Annotated in this window: 19 protein-coding genes and 5 tRNA genes; 14 read left to right on the top strand and 10 right to left on the bottom strand. The window is 60.9% G+C overall.

Annotated elements, in window-relative coordinates:
* Positions 1-194: 194 nt before the first annotated feature.
* The 9 genes from ACVOLI_RS04585 (at position 195) to ACVOLI_RS04625 (ending at position 8024) form a co-directional block, all read left to right on the top strand.
* The gene (locus ACVOLI_RS04585) at positions 195-701 is read left to right on the top strand and encodes a DUF1249 domain-containing protein (protein WP_481533710.1); all 507 of its coding nucleotides are present in this window, start codon (positions 195-197) and stop codon (positions 699-701) included.
* A 54-nt stretch (positions 702-755) separates the two neighbouring features.
* The gene (locus tag ACVOLI_RS04590; protein ID WP_481533711.1) at positions 756-1244 is read left to right on the top strand and encodes an NUDIX hydrolase; all 489 of its coding nucleotides are present in this window, start codon (positions 756-758) and stop codon (positions 1242-1244) included.
* A 197-nt stretch (positions 1245-1441) separates the two neighbouring features.
* Positions 1442-2056 (top strand): CDP-alcohol phosphatidyltransferase family protein, encoded by a 615-nt coding sequence (locus ACVOLI_RS04595; RefSeq protein ID WP_296246528.1) that lies wholly within the window; start codon positions 1442-1444, stop codon positions 2054-2056.
* 54 nt (positions 2057-2110) lie between these two features.
* On the top strand, positions 2111-3268 hold the full coding sequence (phaE, locus tag ACVOLI_RS04600) for a class III poly(R)-hydroxyalkanoic acid synthase subunit PhaE (protein ID WP_481533712.1): 1158 nt from the start codon (positions 2111-2113) through the stop codon (positions 3266-3268).
* Positions 3265-4332 (top strand): class III poly(R)-hydroxyalkanoic acid synthase subunit PhaC, encoded by a 1068-nt coding sequence (locus ACVOLI_RS04605; RefSeq protein ID WP_481533713.1) that lies wholly within the window; start codon positions 3265-3267, stop codon positions 4330-4332. The genes phaE and ACVOLI_RS04605 overlap by 4 nt, the downstream gene beginning before the upstream one ends.
* Positions 4329-4703, top strand: coding sequence for a YfeK family protein (locus ACVOLI_RS04610; RefSeq protein WP_481533714.1), 375 nt, complete (start codon positions 4329-4331; stop codon positions 4701-4703). Before ACVOLI_RS04605 ends, ACVOLI_RS04610 begins: the two co-directional genes overlap by 4 nt.
* Positions 4704-4746: 43 nt before the next feature.
* Positions 4747-5193, top strand: a complete 447-nt coding sequence (locus ACVOLI_RS04615; protein WP_481533715.1) for a hypothetical protein — start codon at positions 4747-4749, stop codon at positions 5191-5193.
* Between the two features lie 125 nt (positions 5194-5318).
* Positions 5319-5534, top strand: coding sequence for a hypothetical protein (locus ACVOLI_RS04620; RefSeq protein WP_282266272.1), 216 nt, complete (start codon positions 5319-5321; stop codon positions 5532-5534).
* A 114-nt stretch (positions 5535-5648) separates the two neighbouring features.
* A complete protein-coding gene (locus tag ACVOLI_RS04625) occupies positions 5649-8024 on the top strand; it encodes a Tex family protein (RefSeq protein ID WP_481533763.1) in 2376 nt (791 codons plus the stop codon).
* A 137-nt stretch (positions 8025-8161) separates the two neighbouring features.
* Here ACVOLI_RS04625 and ACVOLI_RS04630 read toward each other — a convergent pair whose 3' ends face one another.
* Positions 8162-8530, bottom strand: a complete 369-nt coding sequence (locus tag ACVOLI_RS04630; RefSeq protein WP_296246517.1) for a response regulator — start codon at positions 8528-8530, stop codon at positions 8162-8164.
* Between the two features lie 123 nt (positions 8531-8653).
* Between ACVOLI_RS04630 and ACVOLI_RS04635 the strand changes: the two genes are divergently transcribed.
* Positions 8654-8740 (top strand) — tRNA-Leu (locus tag ACVOLI_RS04635).
* A gap of 298 nt (positions 8741-9038) precedes the next feature.
* Here the strand turns inward: ACVOLI_RS04635 and ACVOLI_RS04640 are convergent.
* From ACVOLI_RS04640 to ACVOLI_RS04665, 6 genes are all read right to left on the bottom strand, one after another.
* Positions 9039-9314 (bottom strand): hypothetical protein, encoded by a 276-nt coding sequence (locus ACVOLI_RS04640; RefSeq protein WP_481533716.1) that lies wholly within the window; start codon positions 9312-9314, stop codon positions 9039-9041.
* A gap of 178 nt (positions 9315-9492) precedes the next feature.
* Positions 9493-9568 (bottom strand) — tRNA-Glu (locus ACVOLI_RS04645).
* 51 nt (positions 9569-9619) lie between these two features.
* Positions 9620-9695 (bottom strand) — tRNA-Ala (locus ACVOLI_RS04650).
* A gap of 134 nt (positions 9696-9829) precedes the next feature.
* A tRNA-Glu gene (locus ACVOLI_RS04655) sits at positions 9830-9905 on the bottom strand.
* A 51-nt stretch (positions 9906-9956) separates the two neighbouring features.
* A tRNA-Ala gene (locus tag ACVOLI_RS04660) sits at positions 9957-10032 on the bottom strand.
* Between the two features lie 779 nt (positions 10033-10811).
* Positions 10812-12290 carry a response regulator gene (locus ACVOLI_RS04665; protein WP_481533717.1) on the bottom strand — a complete coding sequence of 493 codons (1479 nt, stop codon included), beginning with the start codon at positions 12288-12290 and terminating at the stop codon, positions 10812-10814.
* 11 nt (positions 12291-12301) lie between these two features.
* Between ACVOLI_RS04665 and ACVOLI_RS04670 the strand changes: the two genes are divergently transcribed.
* A complete protein-coding gene (locus tag ACVOLI_RS04670) occupies positions 12302-12478 on the top strand; it encodes a hypothetical protein (protein ID WP_481533718.1) in 177 nt (58 codons plus the stop codon).
* 169 nt (positions 12479-12647) lie between these two features.
* On the opposite strand, the gene ACVOLI_RS04675 is transcribed toward ACVOLI_RS04670, so the two are convergent.
* Complete coding sequence (locus ACVOLI_RS04675) at positions 12648-13151, bottom strand: hypothetical protein (RefSeq protein ID WP_481533719.1); 504 nt, start codon at positions 13149-13151, stop codon at positions 12648-12650.
* Between the two features lie 192 nt (positions 13152-13343).
* Here ACVOLI_RS04675 and ACVOLI_RS04680 point away from each other — a divergent pair, with 192 nt between their 5' ends.
* Together ACVOLI_RS04680 and ACVOLI_RS04685 are read left to right on the top strand one after the other, a co-directional pair.
* On the top strand, positions 13344-14573 hold the full coding sequence (locus ACVOLI_RS04680; protein ID WP_481533720.1) for an EAL domain-containing response regulator: 1230 nt from the start codon (positions 13344-13346) through the stop codon (positions 14571-14573).
* A gap of 1022 nt (positions 14574-15595) precedes the next feature.
* Positions 15596-16291, top strand: coding sequence for a response regulator (locus ACVOLI_RS04685; protein ID WP_481533721.1), 696 nt, complete (start codon positions 15596-15598; stop codon positions 16289-16291).
* A gap of 58 nt (positions 16292-16349) precedes the next feature.
* Here the strand turns inward: ACVOLI_RS04685 and ACVOLI_RS04690 are convergent, their stop codons facing one another.
* Positions 16350-16526, bottom strand: coding sequence for a hypothetical protein (locus ACVOLI_RS04690; RefSeq protein WP_481533722.1), 177 nt, complete (start codon positions 16524-16526; stop codon positions 16350-16352).
* A 253-nt stretch (positions 16527-16779) separates the two neighbouring features.
* Positions 16780-17457, bottom strand: coding sequence for a response regulator (locus ACVOLI_RS04695; RefSeq protein WP_481533723.1), 678 nt, complete (start codon positions 17455-17457; stop codon positions 16780-16782).
* Positions 17458-17959: 502 nt separating this feature from the next.
* On the opposite strand from ACVOLI_RS04695, the gene ACVOLI_RS04700 reads away from it, so the two are divergent.
* Positions 17960-18256 carry a hypothetical protein gene (locus ACVOLI_RS04700; protein WP_481533724.1) on the top strand — a complete coding sequence of 99 codons (297 nt, stop codon included), beginning with the start codon at positions 17960-17962 and terminating at the stop codon, positions 18254-18256.
* Positions 18257-18357 lie beyond the last annotated feature (101 nt).

Raw genomic sequence — 18357 nt, forward strand, 5'->3', positions numbered from 1 at the left:
CCCCCCCCCCCCCCCCCCCCCCCCCCCCCCCCCCCCCCCCCCCCCCCCCCCCCCCCCCCCCCCCCCCCCCCCCCCCCCCCCCCCCCCCCCCCCCCCCCCCCACTACAGGTGGGTTCCTGAGTAAAGCCTCTGTCGAGCATGGCTCGGCACTGCCGGTGATGCCACTTGCACGCCTCGGCGTGTAGGATCGGCCCATGGCAGGCGCACTTTCCCGCATTGATCGCATCCCCAGACTCAGCCGTCTCGGCTGGCTGATGGGCTTGTATGCGGAAAACCACGATCACCTGATGCGGCTGTTCGCGCCGGATCGGTTGCACGTGGGCAGCCACCTCTCCAGCATCGGCGATGGTCTGGACCTGCGTCTGGATGTGATCGAATGCCACCGCTACACGGTGGAGCTGCGCCTGACCTACGACCTGTGCGATCCGGTCACCGGCGAGCCGGATCCATCGGCGTTCGTGCGGCTGTACCGCGACGCGCGTCAGGCAGAAACCACGCATTGCTACGTGGGCCGACGCTGGCAGGACGTGATGGGCATGTATCCGCCGCCGGAAGCGCTGATCAGCCACCGCATGCGCATGAACACCTTCCTTGGGAAATGGCTGGAATACCTGGCCGAGCGCGGGCACAGCGTGGCCACCTTGCGCCGTGTCGATGAAACCGTCGTGCCAATCCGGCGCATGGATGTAATGCCCGGCTGAGGCGCGAGCGGTTCATCGGTCATACTGCACGCCCCCTTGGTTCCGGTTGTCGCTATGCCGTACACCCCGATTATGGCCACGCTTGGTTATGTGCTGTCTGCCGATGGCAGCAAGGCCTTGATGATTCACCGCAACACCCGGCCCGGTGATATGCACCTGGGCAAGTACAACGGACTGGGCGGCAAGATGGAGGCTGATGAGGACATCCTTGCCTGCATGCACCGCGAGATCCGCGAGGAAGCGGGCATTGAATGCGGCACGACGCGCCTGCGCGGCAGCATCAGCTGGCCGGGCTTCGGCAAGAATGGCGAGGACTGGTTCGCCTTCATCTTCGTCATCGACGACTACACCGGCACGCCAATGGAGGTTAACCGGGAGGGCACGCTGGAGTGGGTTGCGGTCGACGAGCTGGAATCGCTGCCGTTGTGGGAGGGCGACCGCCACTTCCTGCCACTGGTGTTCGACGCGGACCCGCGCCCGTTCCATGGCGTGATGCCGTACCGCGACGGACGCATGCAGTCCTGGAGTTACACGCGCCTGTAATGGCTTGCTGCAGTGGTGTCATGCAGCCCGCTCCGGCGAGCAGCACTGGCTTCGAGGCCGATGGAGTGATCCGGACACGAACGTGTCCGGGTCCAGCGCTGGCGTGTCGCACACCGGGCAAGCTGGCCAGGCGCGGGTACTGTCCACTGTTCAGGTGCTCGCGGTACCCTGTTCCGGTCCATGCACCGTGAGTTCCCATGAAACGCCATTTCTCGATGCTCCGTGAGTTCCAGCTCGCGGATTGGTTCACCCTCGGCAACGCGTTCTGCGGCACCGGCGCGGTGTTCGCGGCGATGCGCTTCCTGCAGGACGGCGAGCGCGGCTTCCTGATGTTCGGCATGGCCTTGATCCCGCTGGCGTTCATCTTCGATGCGCTGGATGGCCGGGTTGCGCGCTGGCGCCAGTCCTCGTCCACGCTGGGGCGCGAGCTGGATTCGCTGGCCGACATCATTTCCTTTGGCGTGGCGCCGGCTGCATTGGCCTATGCCTGCGGCATGCAGGGCGGTTGGGACTGGCTGATCCTGAGCTACTTCGTCTGCTGCGGCGTCAGCCGGCTGGCGCGTTACAACGTTACCGCCGAGGAGATCGCCGGTGAGTCCGACAAGGTGCCATACTTCGAAGGCACGCCGATTCCGACCAGTCTGGCGCTGGTCATCGTGTTGGCCTTGGCGGCCCACTTCAATGCGATCGGCCCGGCGCTGTGGGGCGGCAGCTGGCAGCTGGGCCCGTGGCAGCTGCATCCGCTGGTGCTGCTGTTTGCACTGTCCGGCTCGCTGATGATCAGCAAGACGCTGCGGATTCCCAAGCCCTGACGCCGGTAGGGCAATCGCATTGCTATCATCACCGGGCATCCCGGGAGTAAGGCAATGGCGGCGGCAGGCAACAACGACAACGCGGATTTCGAGGCCAGCATGCGCGCTGCCTGGGAGGCATGGTCACAGGCCATGCAGGGCCAGGGCGCAGCCGCAGGCGGCGATTTCCCATGGGCTGAGAGCATTGCCCAATGGACCCGCCTGGTCAGTACCGATACGCCCCCGGAAGTACAGGCGCTGGGCGCCCGTTTCCAGCATCAGGCCGGCGATTGGCTGGGCATGATGCAGCAGGTGGCTGCACGCTTTGCCGGTCGTGATACCTCGGCCGCCGAAGTGGCCGGGGCGTGGCGCGAGGCCGTGCAGGTGGGGCAGGGCGATGATCTGCTGCAGTGGATGCTGGGTGCTGCACGCGGTGGCAATGCCCTGAACGATCAACCCTGGTTGCGTGAGTTTGCCAAGGCCGCACAAAGTGGCTTTGGTGGCGGCGATTGGTTGAATGCACCGGCATTCGGTCCAGCCCGTGAGCATCAGGCGCGATGGCAGGCCTTGCTCAAGGTCCAGCAGGAATACCAAACGCGCGCCGAAGCCTATGTGGATACGATCCGCAGCGTCCTCGATGATGCCTTTAAACGTTTCGAGGCCAAGCTGGCCGAGCATGAAGTGCCCGGTAGCCAGCTGACCAGTGCGCGGGCGATGTTCGATCTGTGGATTGATGCCGCCGAAGAAGCGTATGCCAAGGTGGCGCTTTCCGAAGATTTCCAGCGCATCTATGGTGAGCTGGCCAATGCCCAGATGCGTCTGCGCGCAGCGTCGCAGAGTGAACTGGAACGTGCCTGCGACGCGATGGGCGTGCCTACCCGCACGGAGATGGATGCGGCGCATCGGCGCATCGCCGAGTTGGAACGGCAGGTGCGGCGCTTGATGGCGGCAGCCCAGCAGACCAGCACACCAGCGCAGTCCGAGTCGGCGGATCAATCGGCAAAGCCATCGGTAGGAAAAACAGCTGCCAGGCCAGCGAAGCCGGCGCCGCAACGTGCGGCGAAGAAAGCGGCGAAGAAAGCCACCAGGAAGGCTGTGAAAGAAATCGTGCAGAAGGCTGCGCCGAAGAAAGTCACGGCGAACAAGCCGGCCGCCAGGAAGCCGGCAGCCAAGAAGGCAGTGGTCGCCAGCAAACAGAAGTCCGCACCGGCCCGTCGCAGGAGTTCCAAATGAAGGGCCCGCTGGGTTTTGGCAACGATGACCTGTTGCAGGAAACCCTGCAGTGGCAACGCAAGCTGGTCGATGGCCTGAAGCTGCTGCCCGGTGTCGAAGACGTGGATTATGGCGTCACCGAGCGTCAGGAAGTGTGGAGCGACGGCAAGGTCAAGTTGTATCGCTTCGTCAGCGATCAAGCCGATGCCAGCAAGCCGCCGTTGTTGATCGTCTATGCGCTGGTCAACCGGCCCTACATGGTCGACCTGCAGGACGGTCGTTCGCTGGTACAGAAGCTGCTGGCGCTTGGCCAGGATGTCTACGTGCTGGACTGGGGCTACCCGGATCGTTCCGAGCGCTTCCTGACCCTGGAAGACTATCTGCTGCGCTACATCGACGGTGCGGTGGATCACCTGCGTGCACAGCGCGATGGTGCGCCGGTCAACCTGCTCGGCATCTGCCAGGGCGGCGTATTCGCGCTGTGCTACAGCGCGCTGCGCCCGCACAAGGTGCAGAACCTGATCAGCATGGTGACGCCGGTCGACTTCCACACCTCGGACAACATGCTCTCGCATTGGGCGCGGCACGTGGACGTGGACCTGTTCGTCGATACCCTGGGCAATATCCCGGCCGACCTGATGAATGCCAGCTACCTCATGCTCAAGCCGTTCCGCTTGAACGTGCAGAAGTACGTGGGCTTGATGGACATCCTCGACGACAAGCAGGCCCTGGAAGACTTCCTGCGCATGGAGAAGTGGATCTTCGATTCCCCCGATCTGGCAGGCGAAACCTTCCGGCAGTTCGTCAAGCAGTTCTATCAGGCCAATGGCCTGATGAACGGCAGCATCCGCATCGGCGAGGAAACGGTCGATCTGGCCCAGGTACAAATGCCTATCCTCAACATCTACGCCGAGCAGGACCACCTTGTACCGCCGGCTGCATCCAAGGCCATGCGGGGCCAGGTCGGCAGCACGGATTACACCGAGCTCGGTTTCCGTGGTGGCCACATCGGTATCTATGTTTCCGGGCGCGCGCAGCGTGAAGTGCCCGGTGCCATCAACGACTGGTTGAGTAAACGCGCATGAAGCTGATCGGCAGATTTTTGTTCGCTGCCAGCATGACGCTGATTGCCTTGCCGGCCGGTGCTGCCCCCAGTGCGGCAACCCAGCGTGAGATCAGTGGCTTGATGCAGGCGCTGGAAACCTCTGGCTGCCGCTTCCAGCGCAATGGCAGCTGGTATGACGCGGCGGCTGCACGTGGTCATCTGCAGCGCAAATACGACTACCTGCTCAAGCGCGACATGGTCGACAGCAGTGAGCAGTTCATCGAGCGGGCCGCCAGCCGCAGCAGCATGAGCGGCAAGGCGTACAAGGTCTCCTGCAGCGGCGCGCAAGAGCAGGATGCCTCGGCGTGGTTCCTGCAGCAGCTGCGCCGCCTGCGCACGCCGGCACGCTGATGTCCGTGCTGGCCGCCAGATCAATAGTGCAGGCCTGAGTCCCATGCGACTCGAAATGGCGCCGATGTGGTTGCGCATCCTGGGCGGGGTCTGGACCTCGCCCAATACCTTGATTGGCCTGATCGCGGGTGCGCTCGGCAGCCTCGCTGGCGCACGCCTGTACTGGAGCCGCAGGGAAAACGCACTGGTGTTCCGAAGCTGGCCATGGGGGCCGGGTGGGGCGATCACCTTTGGCATGGTGATCCTGCACACCGGCGACGACCTGGATGGTTTGTGCCAGACCTATGAACACCGCGCCGGCCGCTGTGAACACCCGCGCGTGCGCCTGGGCGACCACGAGCGTGCGCATGTTTTCCAATACCTGGTGCTGGGGCCGCTGTTCCTGCCGGTCTACCTGTTGTGCGGCGGTGTGAGCGTACGTAATCCGTTCGAGCGTGCGGCGGATTACTACGCCATGCATGGCCGCGGTTGGTGGCCTGGCCGTACCTGAAATGCAGTCATTGAAGCCGGCGCGCTGAATGCTGACATCAAACGACAACCTTTTATGTACATCTCTGTAACGTGACCCCGCGTATCGTTGCACCTGTTACAGATCCAACAGGAGCACGAACCACCATGGCAATTGTTCTTTATATCGGTGGCAGCAAGGATGGCGATAAGGGTGTGTTGCCGTACGGCTTCAGCAAAACCCGCGCAGATACCGAGCATGGCCCGGAAATTTACGTAGAACGGACGATGAACGTCTCCGGCAGGGGCTCGATGCGGGTCATGGTGCTGGAAGACCTGCGTGACGACGTCGCCAGCCAACGGCTGTATCAGCATCTGGCCTGAGTATTCAGGCGCGCGCGCCGGGCGGCAGGTCCGGCGCGTGCTGTCAACGGCTTTCCCCCGGGCGCGCGCATTGCCAGAATGGCAGCTTCCGTCACTGTGGCTACCGCACCGGCAATGCAAGACATCAAGCTCGCGCAGCAGATCGCGCAGACCATCGCCGACGAGATCGGCGCAGAAACTACTCAGACCAAGGCGGCCATCGCGCTGCTGGATGAGGGCGCCAGCGTTCCGTTCATCGCCCGCTACCGCAAGGAAGTGACTGGCGGTCTGGACGATACCCAGCTGCGTAATCTCGAAAGTCGTTTGACCTACCTGCGCGAACTCGAAGATCGTCGCCGCGCCGTGCTGTCCAGCATCGACGAACAAGGCAAGCTGACCGATGCGCTGCGTGAGCAGATCATGGGCGCCGATACCAAGTCGCGTCTGGAAGATCTGTATCTGCCCTATAAGCAGAAGCGCCGCACCCGTGCGCAGATTGCCCGCGAGGCGGGGCTGGAGCCTCTGGCCGATGGCCTGCTCGGCGATCCAATGTTGGACCCACAGGTCTTCGCCGCCGGTTTTGTGAATGCTGAAAAGGGCGTTGCTGATACCAAGGCCGCACTGGAAGGTGCGCGCGCCATCTTGATGGAGCGCTGGGGTGAAGACGCTGCGCTGGTTGGCGAATTGCGCAACTGGCTGGCGGGGAACGGCATCATCCGTGCCCGCGTTGCCGAGGGCAAGGAGGCCGAAGGCGCCAAGTATCGTGACTATTTCGATCATGCCGAGGCATTGGCGAAGATTCCTTCGCACCGCCTGCTGGCCTTGTTCCGTGCGCGCCGCGAGGAGTTCATCTTCCTCGAACTGGACCCGGGCAGCGACGCCGAAGCCGGCCACCAGTATGCGGAAGGTCGGGTAGCGCTCAACGCAGGCATCGCCAACAAGGAGCGCCCGGCCGATCGCTGGTTGTTGGACGCCTGCCGCCTGACCTGGCGCGCCAAGCTGCATATGCACCTGCTGCTGGACCTGTTCAACCAGGCCCGCGAGAAAGCCGAGGCTGAGGCGATTGCGGTATTCGGCGACAATCTGAAGGACTTGATGCTGGCAGCGCCAGCCGGTCCCAAGGCGGTGCTCGGACTGGATCCGGGCATCCGCACCGGTTGCAAGATCGCCGTCGTCGATGCCACCGGTAAGCTGCTGGCCACCGATACGGTGTACCCGCACGAGCCGCGCCGGCAGTGGGAGCAGTCGCTGCAGACGATCAAGCAGCTGTGCATCAAGCACAACGTCGAGTTGATCGCGATCGGGAACGGCACTGCAAGCCGCGAGACCGACAAGCTGGCAGGCGAGGCAATCGCCGCCTGTGCCAATCCCAAGCTGCAGAAGGTGGTGGTCAGCGAGGCCGGTGCCTCGGTGTACTCGGCCTCCGAATTTGCCGCCAAGGAGTTCCCGGACTTGGATGTGTCGCTGCGTGGTGCGGTGTCGATTGCGCGCCGCCTGCAGGATCCACTGGCCGAACTGGTCAAGATCGAGCCCAAGGCGATTGGTGTTGGCCAGTACCAGCACGACGTCGACCAGTTTCGCCTGGCCAAGGCACTGGATGCGCGTGTCGAGGACTGCGTCAATGCCGTCGGCGTTTTCGTGAACACCGCGTCGGCTGCGTTGCTGACCCGGGTTTCGGGTTTGTCGGCGACGGTAGCCGAGAACATCGTTCGTCACCGCGACGAGAACGGCCCGTTCAAGCGCCGCAAGGACCTGCTGAAAGTGCCGCGCCTGGGCGACAAGACCTTTGAACAATGCGCCGGCTTTCTGCGGATTGCAGATGGCGACGAGCCGCTTGATGCCTCGGCGGTTCACCCTGAGGCGTATCCCGTGGTCGAGCGCATCGTCGCTGCCGCCGCAAAGCCGATCAAGGCGCTGCTGGGCGACGGCAGCTACCTGCGCAGCCTGAAGGCCGAGCAGTTCACCGACGACAAGTTTGGCGTGCCGACCGTGCGCGACATCCTCAAGGAGATGGAAAAGCCAGGCCGGGATCCGCGTCCGGAGTTCAAGGCCGCACGTTTTGCCGAGGGCATTGAAGACATCAAGGACCTGCGTGAAGGCATGATCCTCGAAGGCGTCGTCAGCAACGTTGCCGCGTTCGGTGCGTTCGTCGATATCGGTGTGCACCAGGACGGCCTGATCCATATCTCCGCCTTGTCCGACACCTTCGTCAAAGATCCGCGCGATGTGGTCAAGGCGGGCGACATCGTCAAGGTCAAGGTGCTGGAGGTGGACGTGCCGCGCAAGCGCATCGCATTGACCCGACGCCTGGAAGATTCACCTGCACCGGCCAAAAAGCCAGAGCGTGACGAGCGTGGTGCAGGGCAGGGGCGTGCTGCTGGCGGCGGGCGCGACCGGGATCAGCGCGGTCAGCGCAATCCCGGCAATGGCGGCGGCCGATCGGCAGTGTCTGCGGCGCCGGCCAACAATGCGCTGGCCGATGCATTCGCAAGGGCAAAACGCGGCAGCTGAGTCAGCTGCCGCTAGATCGCATCACTCTTGTAGGAGCGGCGTAAGCCGCGAAGCAGATGGTCCATCGGGCAACGCGCTGCCCGGAGCTTCAGCAGTGTCTGCTTCGCGGCTTACGCCGCTCCCACAAACCTGGAATCTCAAGCCGGAGCAAGCGCGCGTTGCAGTGCCTGGCTGAGATCGGCGCCGGTGTAAGGCTTGGACAGCTTCACGCCGGCATCGAACACTGCAGGCAGCTGATCGATTTCCATCCCGGTGGCGACCAGGAATGGGATGCCGCGCTGCCTCAGGCGCTCGGCAACCGGGCTGCTGTTCTCATTGCATGCCAGCCAATAGTCCAGGAACACAAGCTGGGGCTGCAGCTCATCGATCATCTGCAGGGCAGCACTGACCGTGGCAGCTACGCCGCCGACCAGCATGCCTTCCATCTCCAGCTGCATCTGTAGCAGCATGGCATTCAACTCGTCGTTCTCCACGACCAGCACCCTCGTACCTTCGAGCGAGCCCATCGTTTTCCCCTGTATCTGGATCGGTCGAAGTATAGCCAGTCGCCGAAACAGGCATTACACAAAAATTTTTCAGCCAAGGCCTGCCCAAGTAGACAAAGCTCCGCTATAATTCCGCTCCTGCCAGCCGAAGTGGCGGAATCGGTAGACGCAGCGGATTCAAAATCCGCCGCCCTTAAAAGCGTGGGGGTTCGAGTCCCCCCTTCGGCACCAGAGAAAACAGGCACCCTTGGGTGCCTTTTTCTTTGCCCGGAGTTTGTCAGGCGCGTGCGGGTTTGCGAGTCGCATCGCTCCCCTGCAGAGGCCTGGCGTGTAGGGCCGAGCCATGCTCGGCAGGAGTTGTCCCGCAGCACTTCAAGCTTCAGCTGCAATGCGGAAACAGCGAAGGTGGCGAAGCTTGCAGTACAAAGGGGCAGCGGACGTGATGTCACTCATCTGCTGAAGCCTGGGTTTCGCGGCTTGCGCTGCTCGCGCAAAAAGGATGGTGTTGCCCGCGTTGGCGCTGCCAATCTCAGGGCTGTGCGCGGTTCCGCTTCAGGGCTCCGCCTTTTGCGCCCAGAAGGAACAATAGAATCCCGGCGCCAAAAATCGTCCAGTGTTGAAGTTGATCGCTGCGGGTGATGTAAGCCGTGCGATCCGATCCTTTCACCTTGAACGCGATGATCTCTCCCTTGGCTTGGTCGGGTACTTGCGAGCGTTCGGCAAAGAGATGGTTGGCGTGTAGTGTGGTCCCGGCGAACGTCAGGAGTGCTCCAGCCAGCAGGATGGCAAGTGCTTTCATGTTCATTGAATTCTCCAAGCCACTGGCTGGCAGCCTCAAGCATCTCAGTTTGCTGACCAGCCAGGCCGGCTGTCGATGACGGCTTGATTGGCTGCTCACTGCTTTCCCGTCAGCGAGGGCGGGGCTGCATTGCTGCAAAAACCGGGCAAGAAAAAAGCCCCGATTGCTCGGAGCTTTTTAGAAATGGCGTCCCCACGGGGATTCGAACCCCGGTCGCCACCGTGAAAGGGTGATGTCCTAGGCCTCTAGACGATGGGGACGCGTATTCTTCAAATCTCAAGTTGTAGATTCAGGCGGCCTAAGGCCTGAATTGGTGGAGCCAAGCGGGATCGAACCGCTGACCTCCTGCATGCCATGCAGGCGCTCTCCCAGCTGAGCTATGGCCCCACGTTGTTGCTAGCCCGTTATGATAACGGTTTTTTATCAAATTGGAAGCTTTTTCTTCTTCCGTGCAATCTCTTGGGAAGATTGCTTCGATAAAAAAAGACCCGATACGGCTGGGTCCGTTTGTACCTGATGAATGGCGTCCCCACGGGGATTCGAACCCCGGTCGCCACCGTGAAAGGGTGATGTCCTAGGCCTCTAGACGATGGGGACGCGTTATACTCATCAAATTGTCGACAATCCAGACGGCCTAATGTCCGGATTTGGTGGAGCCAAGCGGGATCGAACCGCTGACCTCCTGCATGCCATGCAGGCGCTCTCCCAGCTGAGCTATGGCCCCGGTGGAACGTTGTTACGTCGTTGCCGAGAAAGAAATAATAGCGGGGCTTCACATTTCCCGCAAGCGATTTGTGAAGAAATTTCTTCATCCAATGAGACGGGGCTGAAAAATGCCCTCGGGCGTCCTCAACAGCTCAGATGCGCTGATGGCATGCGCAGTGGCATCCGGAACGCCTGCAGTAGCAAGGCAACGGTGAACACTGACGCGATCACGCTCGGATAGCGGACATCCCGCCGTTCAGGGGTCTGGCACCTTGTAGTCCGTGAAGACAAACAGGACCGCCGCCCTTGAGAGGCTTGCTTCTGGTAACGCTGCTGGGATTGATCGCTGAGGGTGGAGAGGCGCGGGAGCCCACGGTCTACAAATGCCTGGTGGGTGAGCAGCATGCCTATCAGTCCACGCCATGCACGGGCGTTGAACTGAAGCATTGGACTCTGCGGCCAGAGGACGTTGTCGGCGTTTCTGCGGAAGGAATGGCCCCGCAGCATCGTCAATCGCGACTGAAGGTGCGATCGCCGAGACCGAGGGCACAAGGTGTGCGCCGGCAAAACCAGGGGAATGCGAAGATCGACACCTGCGCGCAGGCTCGAGCGGGGCGTGAGCGTGCCTATTCCAAGGCAGGGTTGAAACGCGACTTTGCGATGTCGAGTTTCTGGGACAACAGGGTTCATGAGGCATGTTGGTAAGGCGGCTGAGCGCTTGATGATCCCTGCAGTTGCCAAAACGGGTTGGGGAACGCGTAGTGCCTAGGTACTTTGGTTGTTGCGACAAGGAAGTGGTCACACGCGATGCTGATCTGGATCCATATCAAGTGCGGGTTTCTGACGTCTGCGCTCCAGCGCTGTGTGAGCGGCTAGATCAAACGCTCCCAGCTCTGCCTGCAGCTCGCTCAGCTTGTGTTCCCGCAGTAGCAATTCCATTGCGGCGCATCTCTGTGCCAGAGCGGTTTCATGTATGAAGGCGAAGGCGCCGCGTAGGGAATGCAAGTGCTTGCCAATCAGTTCGACTTCGTCCGTGGCCGCCGCGGTGGTGCTGTTCACTGGCTTGGCGAGCATGGCTTCCCCAATGGCCGCAACGGATGCCTCCAGAGAGGACAGAAGCGGAACGTGGATTTCTGGTGGCAGCGCCCCGATGGCGATGTCCCAGGGTTCCTTTGCGCCTGCGTCGGCGGGTGTGCCTTTGCCGAGCTGCGCCAAGGTGGTTCGCAGCGCCTCAAACAGAACAGGTTTGATCAGAATGCTGTTGATGCCAGCATCCATGCTGTGCGCGTGATCGCGCTCAGAGGCATGTGCGGTAACTGCGATGATAGGTGCGGTAACCCGGAGGTTGCGAAGGTATGTGGCGAAGGTAAAGCCATCCATGCCCGGCATGTTCAGATCGGTCAGTATCAAGTCATAGCTGTGATTGGCAAAGGTGGCGATTGCGGCGGCACAGTCCTCAAACATATTGGCGGTGTAGCCGAGCGCTTCCAATTGCAGCTGCAGCAGCTTCCTATTGGCCGGATGGTCGTCGACCACGAGAACGTGCATGGGAGCGCGTTGCTGTGCAGCAGTACTTGCCTCCATGGCGCTTTCCGGTTGTTCTGCAACTCCGGCGTCCTGCAGCGGCAAGGTGACGATGAACGTGCTGCCGTTACCTGGAGCACTCTTGACCTGGATGTTGCCGTGCATCAGCTCCGCCAGGTGTCTGCAAAGTGCAAGCCCAAGCCCGGTGCCGCCGTAGCGGTGAGGGATCGTGGAGTCGGCTTGGGAAAACGTACCGAACAGCGTAGCTTGCTGCGCCGCGCTTATGCCGGTGCCTGTATCACTGACGCCGAGGATGATGGCGGAGTCGCTAGCGGCATCATCCTTCAGGTAAACCTCAAGCAGGACATCGCCGGTTTCGGTGAATTTGATTGCGTTGCTGAGCAGGTTGAAGATTATCTGACGGACTCCAGTCGGGTCGCCGAGGTAATTGGCGCGCAGGCCATCGTCCAGAATCAGGTCGATTCCCAGCCCTTTGGCTTGGGCCATGGGTGAGAACAGGTCGATGCATTGTCGTGCGACTTCCTTGAGGTCGAATGGTATCGACTCGATCGTCATCTGCCCGGACTCGACCTTGGAGAAGTCCAGAATGTCATTGATGGTATTCAACCTGGCAGCGGATGATGAGGTGGCCGCATGTAGTCGATTGCTCTGGCTCACTGTCAACGTTGTGCGTTCAAGCAGCTCATGATTGCCGAGGATCGCATCGAGTGGTGTGCGGGTTTCGTGGCTCATGATGGCCAGGAGTGTCGACTTTGCCTCGTTTGCAGCTTCCGATGCCGGGCGCGCATTGTCCAGTTCCTGCTCGATCTGCTTGGCCCGGCAGCGGCCTGGATGTTCAGTTCAATGCCGAGCGTAGCCATGGCTTCGACATCATGTTTGCGGAACGCATCGAAGAATTCAACATGCAGGTGGCGTGCTGAATCTGCCACGGCATCCGACTATGGCGCCATGACGTCGTTATGAAGAAGGATTTCGCCCGTTGGCAGTGAGGAAGGCCTGGCCGAATGCGACGGCCTCTACCATCGTTCGGTTGAGATCATCGCTTTCGATGATGCGTTCGGAGCGTACATAACCTGGACGGAAAACCTTTCATTCAATCAAAAGCAGTACCGCCCAGACACAGCCAATCGCAAGCAGCATAGGCGCGACGTCCGCCAGCAAGGTGGGCCGCAACGCGGTGATGATCGTCCGCCATGGGAAGGTGTGGATCAGCTGCCAGCCATGGTTGGCAGCCGAGATCGGGTCAGTTGCGAAGAAGTGGACATCCTTCTTCTCGAATCTGCCGCGCTTGTCTGCGGGTGTACCCGCAGACAAGCGGCTGATCGGGAGAAGTGCGGTCTTGCGTGCGTTCGGTTGCCGGGCGCCGGGGAGCAGCTCGCCACGAGGACTGGTCCGGTTCGCGTGCCCCTCCGCAATGTATTCCCTCTTCGAGGGGATCACTACAGTAGTCACCGTGCCAAGGATCAGCGTCGTGATGATGCCGCCTGCACCGAACAGCGCGCATTGGTGCCGGCTCAGCAGTCTCAAGGTATTTGCTCGGGCAGGTGGCTGCGTGCCTGGCTGGCCCTTCGACAGCGAGTTGTCGGAGACCATTTGAGACTCAATTCACGGTTGGGGATTACCTGTTGTGGCGGGGAGAAGTGCCGCTACCGGGGCTTGTCTGAAGGGATGAGGGGGAATATTCGGACTAGGCCGATGTAGGCCTGGCGGCGCTACTGGAACAATGACTTCATCGAAAGCAGCCTCTTCCCCGATACCGCCGCTTCTGGCATGGAGACAGCACCCATGAACGCTCTAGCAAAATTCGTGTCACCACGACCGGAAACCCAGATGATCCAGAACGCGCTGGTGGTTGATGGTAATGAACTGCAGCATGTTCCAATGGCCAAAGTACTGCGTCAATCAGGGGTGTCTGAAGTACTCTCTGCCTTGGATGGTGCCCGCGCAGTCGCGGCCTTGAGGGACCGCAGCTGGGATCTGGTGATCCTTGATCTGGATACCGCGGACCTGACCGGCCTGCAGGTCATCGATCTGCTGGCAGAACGTTGTCGGTCTGCTCGTCTGGCCATCATCAGCAGTCAGCCAAGTCGGATCCTGAGCGCTGCGTCGGCGTACGCTACGCACCGCGGTCTGAGTGTGATGGCTGCGCTGCGCAAGCCGCTGAAGGCGGAGCAGATCCGTGGCATCATCGCTGGGTCGTTGGAGCTGGCAGCGCAGGTGCAGGGAACCGTGGTTGCAAGCAGGCAGGCGGTGCAGGAGTTCTCTCCGGAAGATCTGCGCGGTGCGTTGCTGGACCAGGAGATCCATGCGTATTACCAGCCACAGCACTGTGCCATCACAGGCCTGTTGCGTGGTGCCGAGGTATTGGCGCGCTGGCATCGGCGCGACGGCTCGGTTCTGGCACCGGCGGACTTTCTCCCGGCGATTGAGCGCGCCGGGCTGCTTGAAGCCTTTACCAATTACATGCTGTCCTGTGCCTTTGACCACATCGCTGCCGAGGACTCCAGCTCGCCACTGTTGATTGCGATAAACGTGCCGGCAAGGGTTGCAACGGGTGTGCACTGGGCACAAAGCGTTGCTGACCATGCTTACCATGCTGGCGTCGACCCGGCCCGGGTGGTCATCGAGATCACTGAAGATGGCGGTGAGCTGTGCAATCCAGCGCTTGCCGGGGCTGTTACCCAGTTGCGCTTGCGTGGCTTCAACTGTGCCATCGACGATTTTGGAAGTGGTGATTCTTCCTTGGACAGGTTGCTGCACGTACCCTTCAATGAACTGAAGATCAACCGCAGCATGTTGGTCGAGGCGCGCGATCACCCGCATGCTCGCAGCCTGCTGGCCAGCACGATTGCGATGGCCAGACAGATGGTTGCCACGGTGGTCATGGAGGGCGTGGAGAGTTATCTGGACCTGGATATGGTGCGCAGCCTTGGCTGCCACACGACCCAGGGTTATCTGCACGGGCGAGCCATGACCAAAAAGGACTACGTGCAGTACGTGGCGGAGCAGAACTGATGTGGTGGTGACGGGGTCCTTGGCATGGTGCATGACAGGGACGATGCGGGGTAGCTATGGCGCCCTGCATCGGCTGCTACTGCGGATGCAAGTGTTCTTGAAAGCCCCCGGCTGTAACAGGCGGGGGCTTTCGTGTTCCGGCGCTCTGCGTCGTGGTGGCGTTCACCACGTCGATGCGATGCAAGACGTAACGCCGACCACAAGGCCCACCGAGCTCAACGCTGCGAATCCGGCTGGATCGGTGTGATGGCCGACAGCGCCCATAATGGATCCGCGTGCGAGTGGGGTAAGTGTGGGTTACTCGGCTGGCGTTGGATTCGGGCAACCAGCCGCTGAATTGTCAGATGGTATGCAGAAGTCTTATGGCTGATGAACGCGAATGCTAGACGACCCAGAGGTGCGATGGGTTGGCCAGAGATCGTGAAGGAGGGGCGGGTCCCTCGTTCCCTCGATGAATCACGCGCTTCAAAGAAGGTATTCAGCTCGTTGCGCCAACGCTGAGCTGTGATGGAGGGATGGAGATTGCAGATGGCGGGAGAAGCCTGGCCTCGTGGCTGAGACCGGAACCCGGCTCCTGCCCGTTTCGGCTTGTTCGGCGCCGGGTTTGGACTGTGACCGCAATCTTCTTTTTGTTGGCGCCGCGCCGGATCGGAATGATGAGGGCAGAGGGAAACCTGGAGTGCGCCTGAATGTGGCTTGCATGCAGACGTCATTGGATGAAAGTGCCGCTGGTTGCTGGTCGCGGCTTTCCTGCAGCAAAGGGATTGACGGAACGGCCACGTTTCCAGCGTGCAGGTAGATGGTTGCACCGAGCACGCGTTGGCGCTGCAGGTAGGGTGGGAAAGCAGCGTCCGTTGGCCGAAGGGGCCTGCACCGGCCAGGCCACCCCAGATATCTTTCATAAGTCTTTGTCTTTGAGCGCGATGTGACATAAATTCTGTCCTGACGTGCCTCGCAGGGTAGGGGATGCCTCCTCAGCCTGGATTGGCCAGCTGCCAGCGCACTTCAGGGAGAGCCATGCCATGAGTGGTTTCAAGATCCGGGTGATCTTGGCTGACGATCACCCGGGCATGATCGCCGGGGTGAAGTACGAGCTTTCAACCGTGGCCACCCTCGACCTCGTCGGGACAGCGGCGGACTCAACTGAGTTGATGGCGCTGCTGGGCAGCGTTGCATGTGATGTGGTCATCTCCGACTATGCGATGCCGGCAGGCGACTTCGGCGACGGGATCGCGCTATTCGGGATGATTGCCAGGCGCTACCCGCAGGTGAAACTGGTGGTGCTGACGATGCTCGATAACCCTGCGGTGTTGCACACGCTGCTTGCCCAAGGGGTTATGTGTATCGTCAGTAAATCGGATGCGCTGACACACCTGGTGCCTGCGGTTCACGCAGCACAGAGCGGCGGGCGCTATTACTCGCCCACCATCGAGAAGGTGGTGCAGGGCATCGAACTCAACCGCCGCAGCCGAAATCCTAATGGGGTACTCAGCATCCGTGAGTCAGAAGTGGTGCGGCTTTATGCCTCTGGGTTGACGGTCAACGAGATCGCCGAGCGTCTGCATCGAAGCAAGAAAACGATCAGCACCCAGAAGGCCAGCGCAATGGAGAAACTGTCCATCGAGAAGGATGTTGACTTGCTGCGCTATGCCATGGAAAACGGATTGGTGACCTCGTCAGGGGGTAGTCCAGCTGCTTCCGAGGCAAGCGAGAGTTGAGGATGCTGATATTGGAGCCCTGCAAGGGAGGGGGCTGCTGACTCAGCCCTGGGCTGGGTCAATCAAGGTCCAGCCCGTTCTTTCCCGACTCCCACTGCAGCATGATCTTCCGCCTCCGCTGTGGTGAGGCGTACATGAACATGTTGAGTGTCTCCAGGAACTGATTCTTCTGGAGGGTGGATAGGCGCGCGAAATCGATCAGCAGCCGTCTTACGTCTGCGGTTTTCTTGTCCATCTTTGTATGTTCTCAGCCGCAGCTCAAAAGCAATGCACGCATGCGAGCGCCACATTGGCGCCGCACAAGGAATTTGCTCATGTTGTGACAAGCGGCCTAGCGCAGCCATAGGACCTGTCCCAATAAGCCGGAGATATCTTGCCTTTTACTTGGCCGATAGACTTCGGAATTGGGGGGGAGGACTGTCCTTTTGTTGCGTGTGTGCCGTAGCGGCAGACTGGAGGTCAGCGGCTACGTGCCTCGCACGATCGGTTTAGCAGGCGCGTGCAATGGACGGGCCTGCCTCGGCATCGGCCAAGCCGGATTCGATGCCGTATCTCAACAGGTCGACGTCGCGTTTCAGCCCAAGCTTGAGCATGGCTGCGCCTTTCTGCGTGCTGATGGTCTTCTTGCTGCGACTCAAGCGCTCGGCAATCTCGTTGACGGTCAAGCCGGAGACGAAGAAGCGGATGACCTCCAGTTCGCGGGTGGTGAGTGTCTGCACACCGGAGTTGCCGGCAGTGACGGAGCCGGCTATCTCGGTGATGGTGGGCGACAGATAGCGACCATTGGCGAAGGCGCCGTGAACGGCTGGCATGAGGTGATTCAGGGAGTCGGACTTGCTCAGGATGCAGGAGATGCCCAAGCTCAATAGCGAGTGCACGATGCCGGGGTTCTCCAGCATGGTCAGTACAACGATCTTGATTGACGGATAGCGCTTCTTGATCAGTTTGAACAGCGCAATGCCGTCACCATAGCGGCCACCCGGCATGGAGTAGTCGGAGATGAGGACGTCGCACGGACTGCGCGAGAGCACGTCCAAGAGCTCGGTCGAGTTGCGCGCTGAACCTGTTACGGAGATAGTGCCGGCAGCGGTGAGTACGTACTGAAGGCCGGCACGCACGGCTGAGTGATCGTCCGCGAGGACAACGCGGAGGCTGAGTGGCTTCATGGCGAATCGGCTTCAGTTGTTGAACGGGAAGAAACCTCTACATTGCAGTCAGTAGCGCCGCACATCGCTGGCGCATGGCATGAGGGGGCGAAGAGGCTGTGGCTTGCTATGCGTCTGCTGTTACTTTATTGGCGTAGTGTCAGCAAAGTAAGCACCACGGGTCCTATTCGATGCATTGGCTTTGTAAGACAAGTCTGAAGCTCGTCTCGTGTGGTGGGTGAAGCGGCACAGTCGCGCGGGCAATCACCTGCTTGAAGTATCACGCTAGTTGCTTGCGAATGCGTTGATCTTGCAAGCAATTCTATGGATGCTGGCAGCCAATTTGCGACCAGCTTCTGGAAGATCGTCGGTTTAACCTGTTCGCCCGTTCCATCGCGGAAATCACCGCATGATCGAAGGGTGTTGCACGATTATCCAGCGACGGACTTCGTTCTCTGCAGATCAGTGCGCAAAAAGTGACGTATCACACTATGATTGGGCGCGATCTGTTTTGGATATGGACATGGTTGATGATCATCGGGTAACGGACGAAACCGGGCCGGCGCCAGCGAAACGACGAGGCCGGCCTCGGCTTTACGACACGCCGCTATCGCAGGCTGAGCGCGCAAAGCGCTACCGCAAGGCCAGGCGATGGGATGAGAGCAGTCTGGACGACTGCCGCGACCCGGTATTGATGGATCGACTGAGTTGGGCGTTGAAGCACAAGGATACATCCGAGGACGCCAAGGCTGCGTTGGATATCTATCTGGAGGAGCTGGTGCGCCGGCACCATAGCAAAGGCAAGCTCGCCTTCAAGTGATCCGGGCCGCCTTGGATTCAGGGCGGCGTACTGGACCAGTAAGGCCCTGCCGCGCTGATAGCGCTGCAGGCAAGGATCCAGACTGGACGTGCCCGGGCTGG

The sequence above is a fragment of the Stenotrophomonas sp. STEN029 genome (assembly GCF_056760015.1).

Excerpts from the sequence above, each read along its gene's own strand:
- ACVOLI_RS04695 (WP_481533723.1), bottom strand. The coding sequence starts at position 17,457 with ATGAAGCCACTCAGCCTCCGCGTTGTCCTCGCGGACGATCACTCAGCC.
- ACVOLI_RS04640 (WP_481533716.1), bottom strand. The coding sequence starts at position 9,314 with ATGAACATGAAAGCACTTGCCATCCTGCTGGCTGGAGCACTCCTGACG.
- ACVOLI_RS04625 (WP_481533763.1), top strand. The coding sequence starts at position 5,649 with ATGCAAGACATCAAGCTCGCGCAGCAGATCGCGCAGACCATCGCCGAC.
- ACVOLI_RS04610 (WP_481533714.1), top strand. The coding sequence starts at position 4,329 with ATGAAGCTGATCGGCAGATTTTTGTTCGCTGCCAGCATGACGCTGATT.
- ACVOLI_RS04665 (WP_481533717.1), bottom strand. The coding sequence starts at position 12,290 with ATGAGCCACGAAACCCGCACACCACTCGATGCGATCCTCGGCAATCAT.
- ACVOLI_RS04680 (WP_481533720.1), top strand. The coding sequence starts at position 13,344 with ATGAACGCTCTAGCAAAATTCGTGTCACCACGACCGGAAACCCAGATG.
- ACVOLI_RS04690 (WP_481533722.1), bottom strand. The coding sequence starts at position 16,526 with ATGGACAAGAAAACCGCAGACGTAAGACGGCTGCTGATCGATTTCGCG.
- ACVOLI_RS04605 (WP_481533713.1), top strand. The coding sequence starts at position 3,265 with ATGAAGGGCCCGCTGGGTTTTGGCAACGATGACCTGTTGCAGGAAACC.
- ACVOLI_RS04615 (WP_481533715.1), top strand. The coding sequence starts at position 4,747 with ATGCGACTCGAAATGGCGCCGATGTGGTTGCGCATCCTGGGCGGGGTC.
- ACVOLI_RS04595 (WP_296246528.1), top strand. The coding sequence starts at position 1,442 with ATGAAACGCCATTTCTCGATGCTCCGTGAGTTCCAGCTCGCGGATTGG.
- ACVOLI_RS04620 (WP_282266272.1), top strand. The coding sequence starts at position 5,319 with ATGGCAATTGTTCTTTATATCGGTGGCAGCAAGGATGGCGATAAGGGT.
- ACVOLI_RS04675 (WP_481533719.1), bottom strand. The coding sequence starts at position 13,151 with ATGGTCTCCGACAACTCGCTGTCGAAGGGCCAGCCAGGCACGCAGCCA.
- phaE (WP_481533712.1), top strand. The coding sequence starts at position 2,111 with ATGGCGGCGGCAGGCAACAACGACAACGCGGATTTCGAGGCCAGCATG.
- ACVOLI_RS04700 (WP_481533724.1), top strand. The coding sequence starts at position 17,960 with ATGGTTGATGATCATCGGGTAACGGACGAAACCGGGCCGGCGCCAGCG.
- ACVOLI_RS04630 (WP_296246517.1), bottom strand. The coding sequence starts at position 8,530 with ATGGGCTCGCTCGAAGGTACGAGGGTGCTGGTCGTGGAGAACGACGAG.
- ACVOLI_RS04685 (WP_481533721.1), top strand. The coding sequence starts at position 15,596 with ATGAGTGGTTTCAAGATCCGGGTGATCTTGGCTGACGATCACCCGGGC.
- ACVOLI_RS04590 (WP_481533711.1), top strand. The coding sequence starts at position 756 with ATGCCGTACACCCCGATTATGGCCACGCTTGGTTATGTGCTGTCTGCC.
- ACVOLI_RS04585 (WP_481533710.1), top strand. The coding sequence starts at position 195 with ATGGCAGGCGCACTTTCCCGCATTGATCGCATCCCCAGACTCAGCCGT.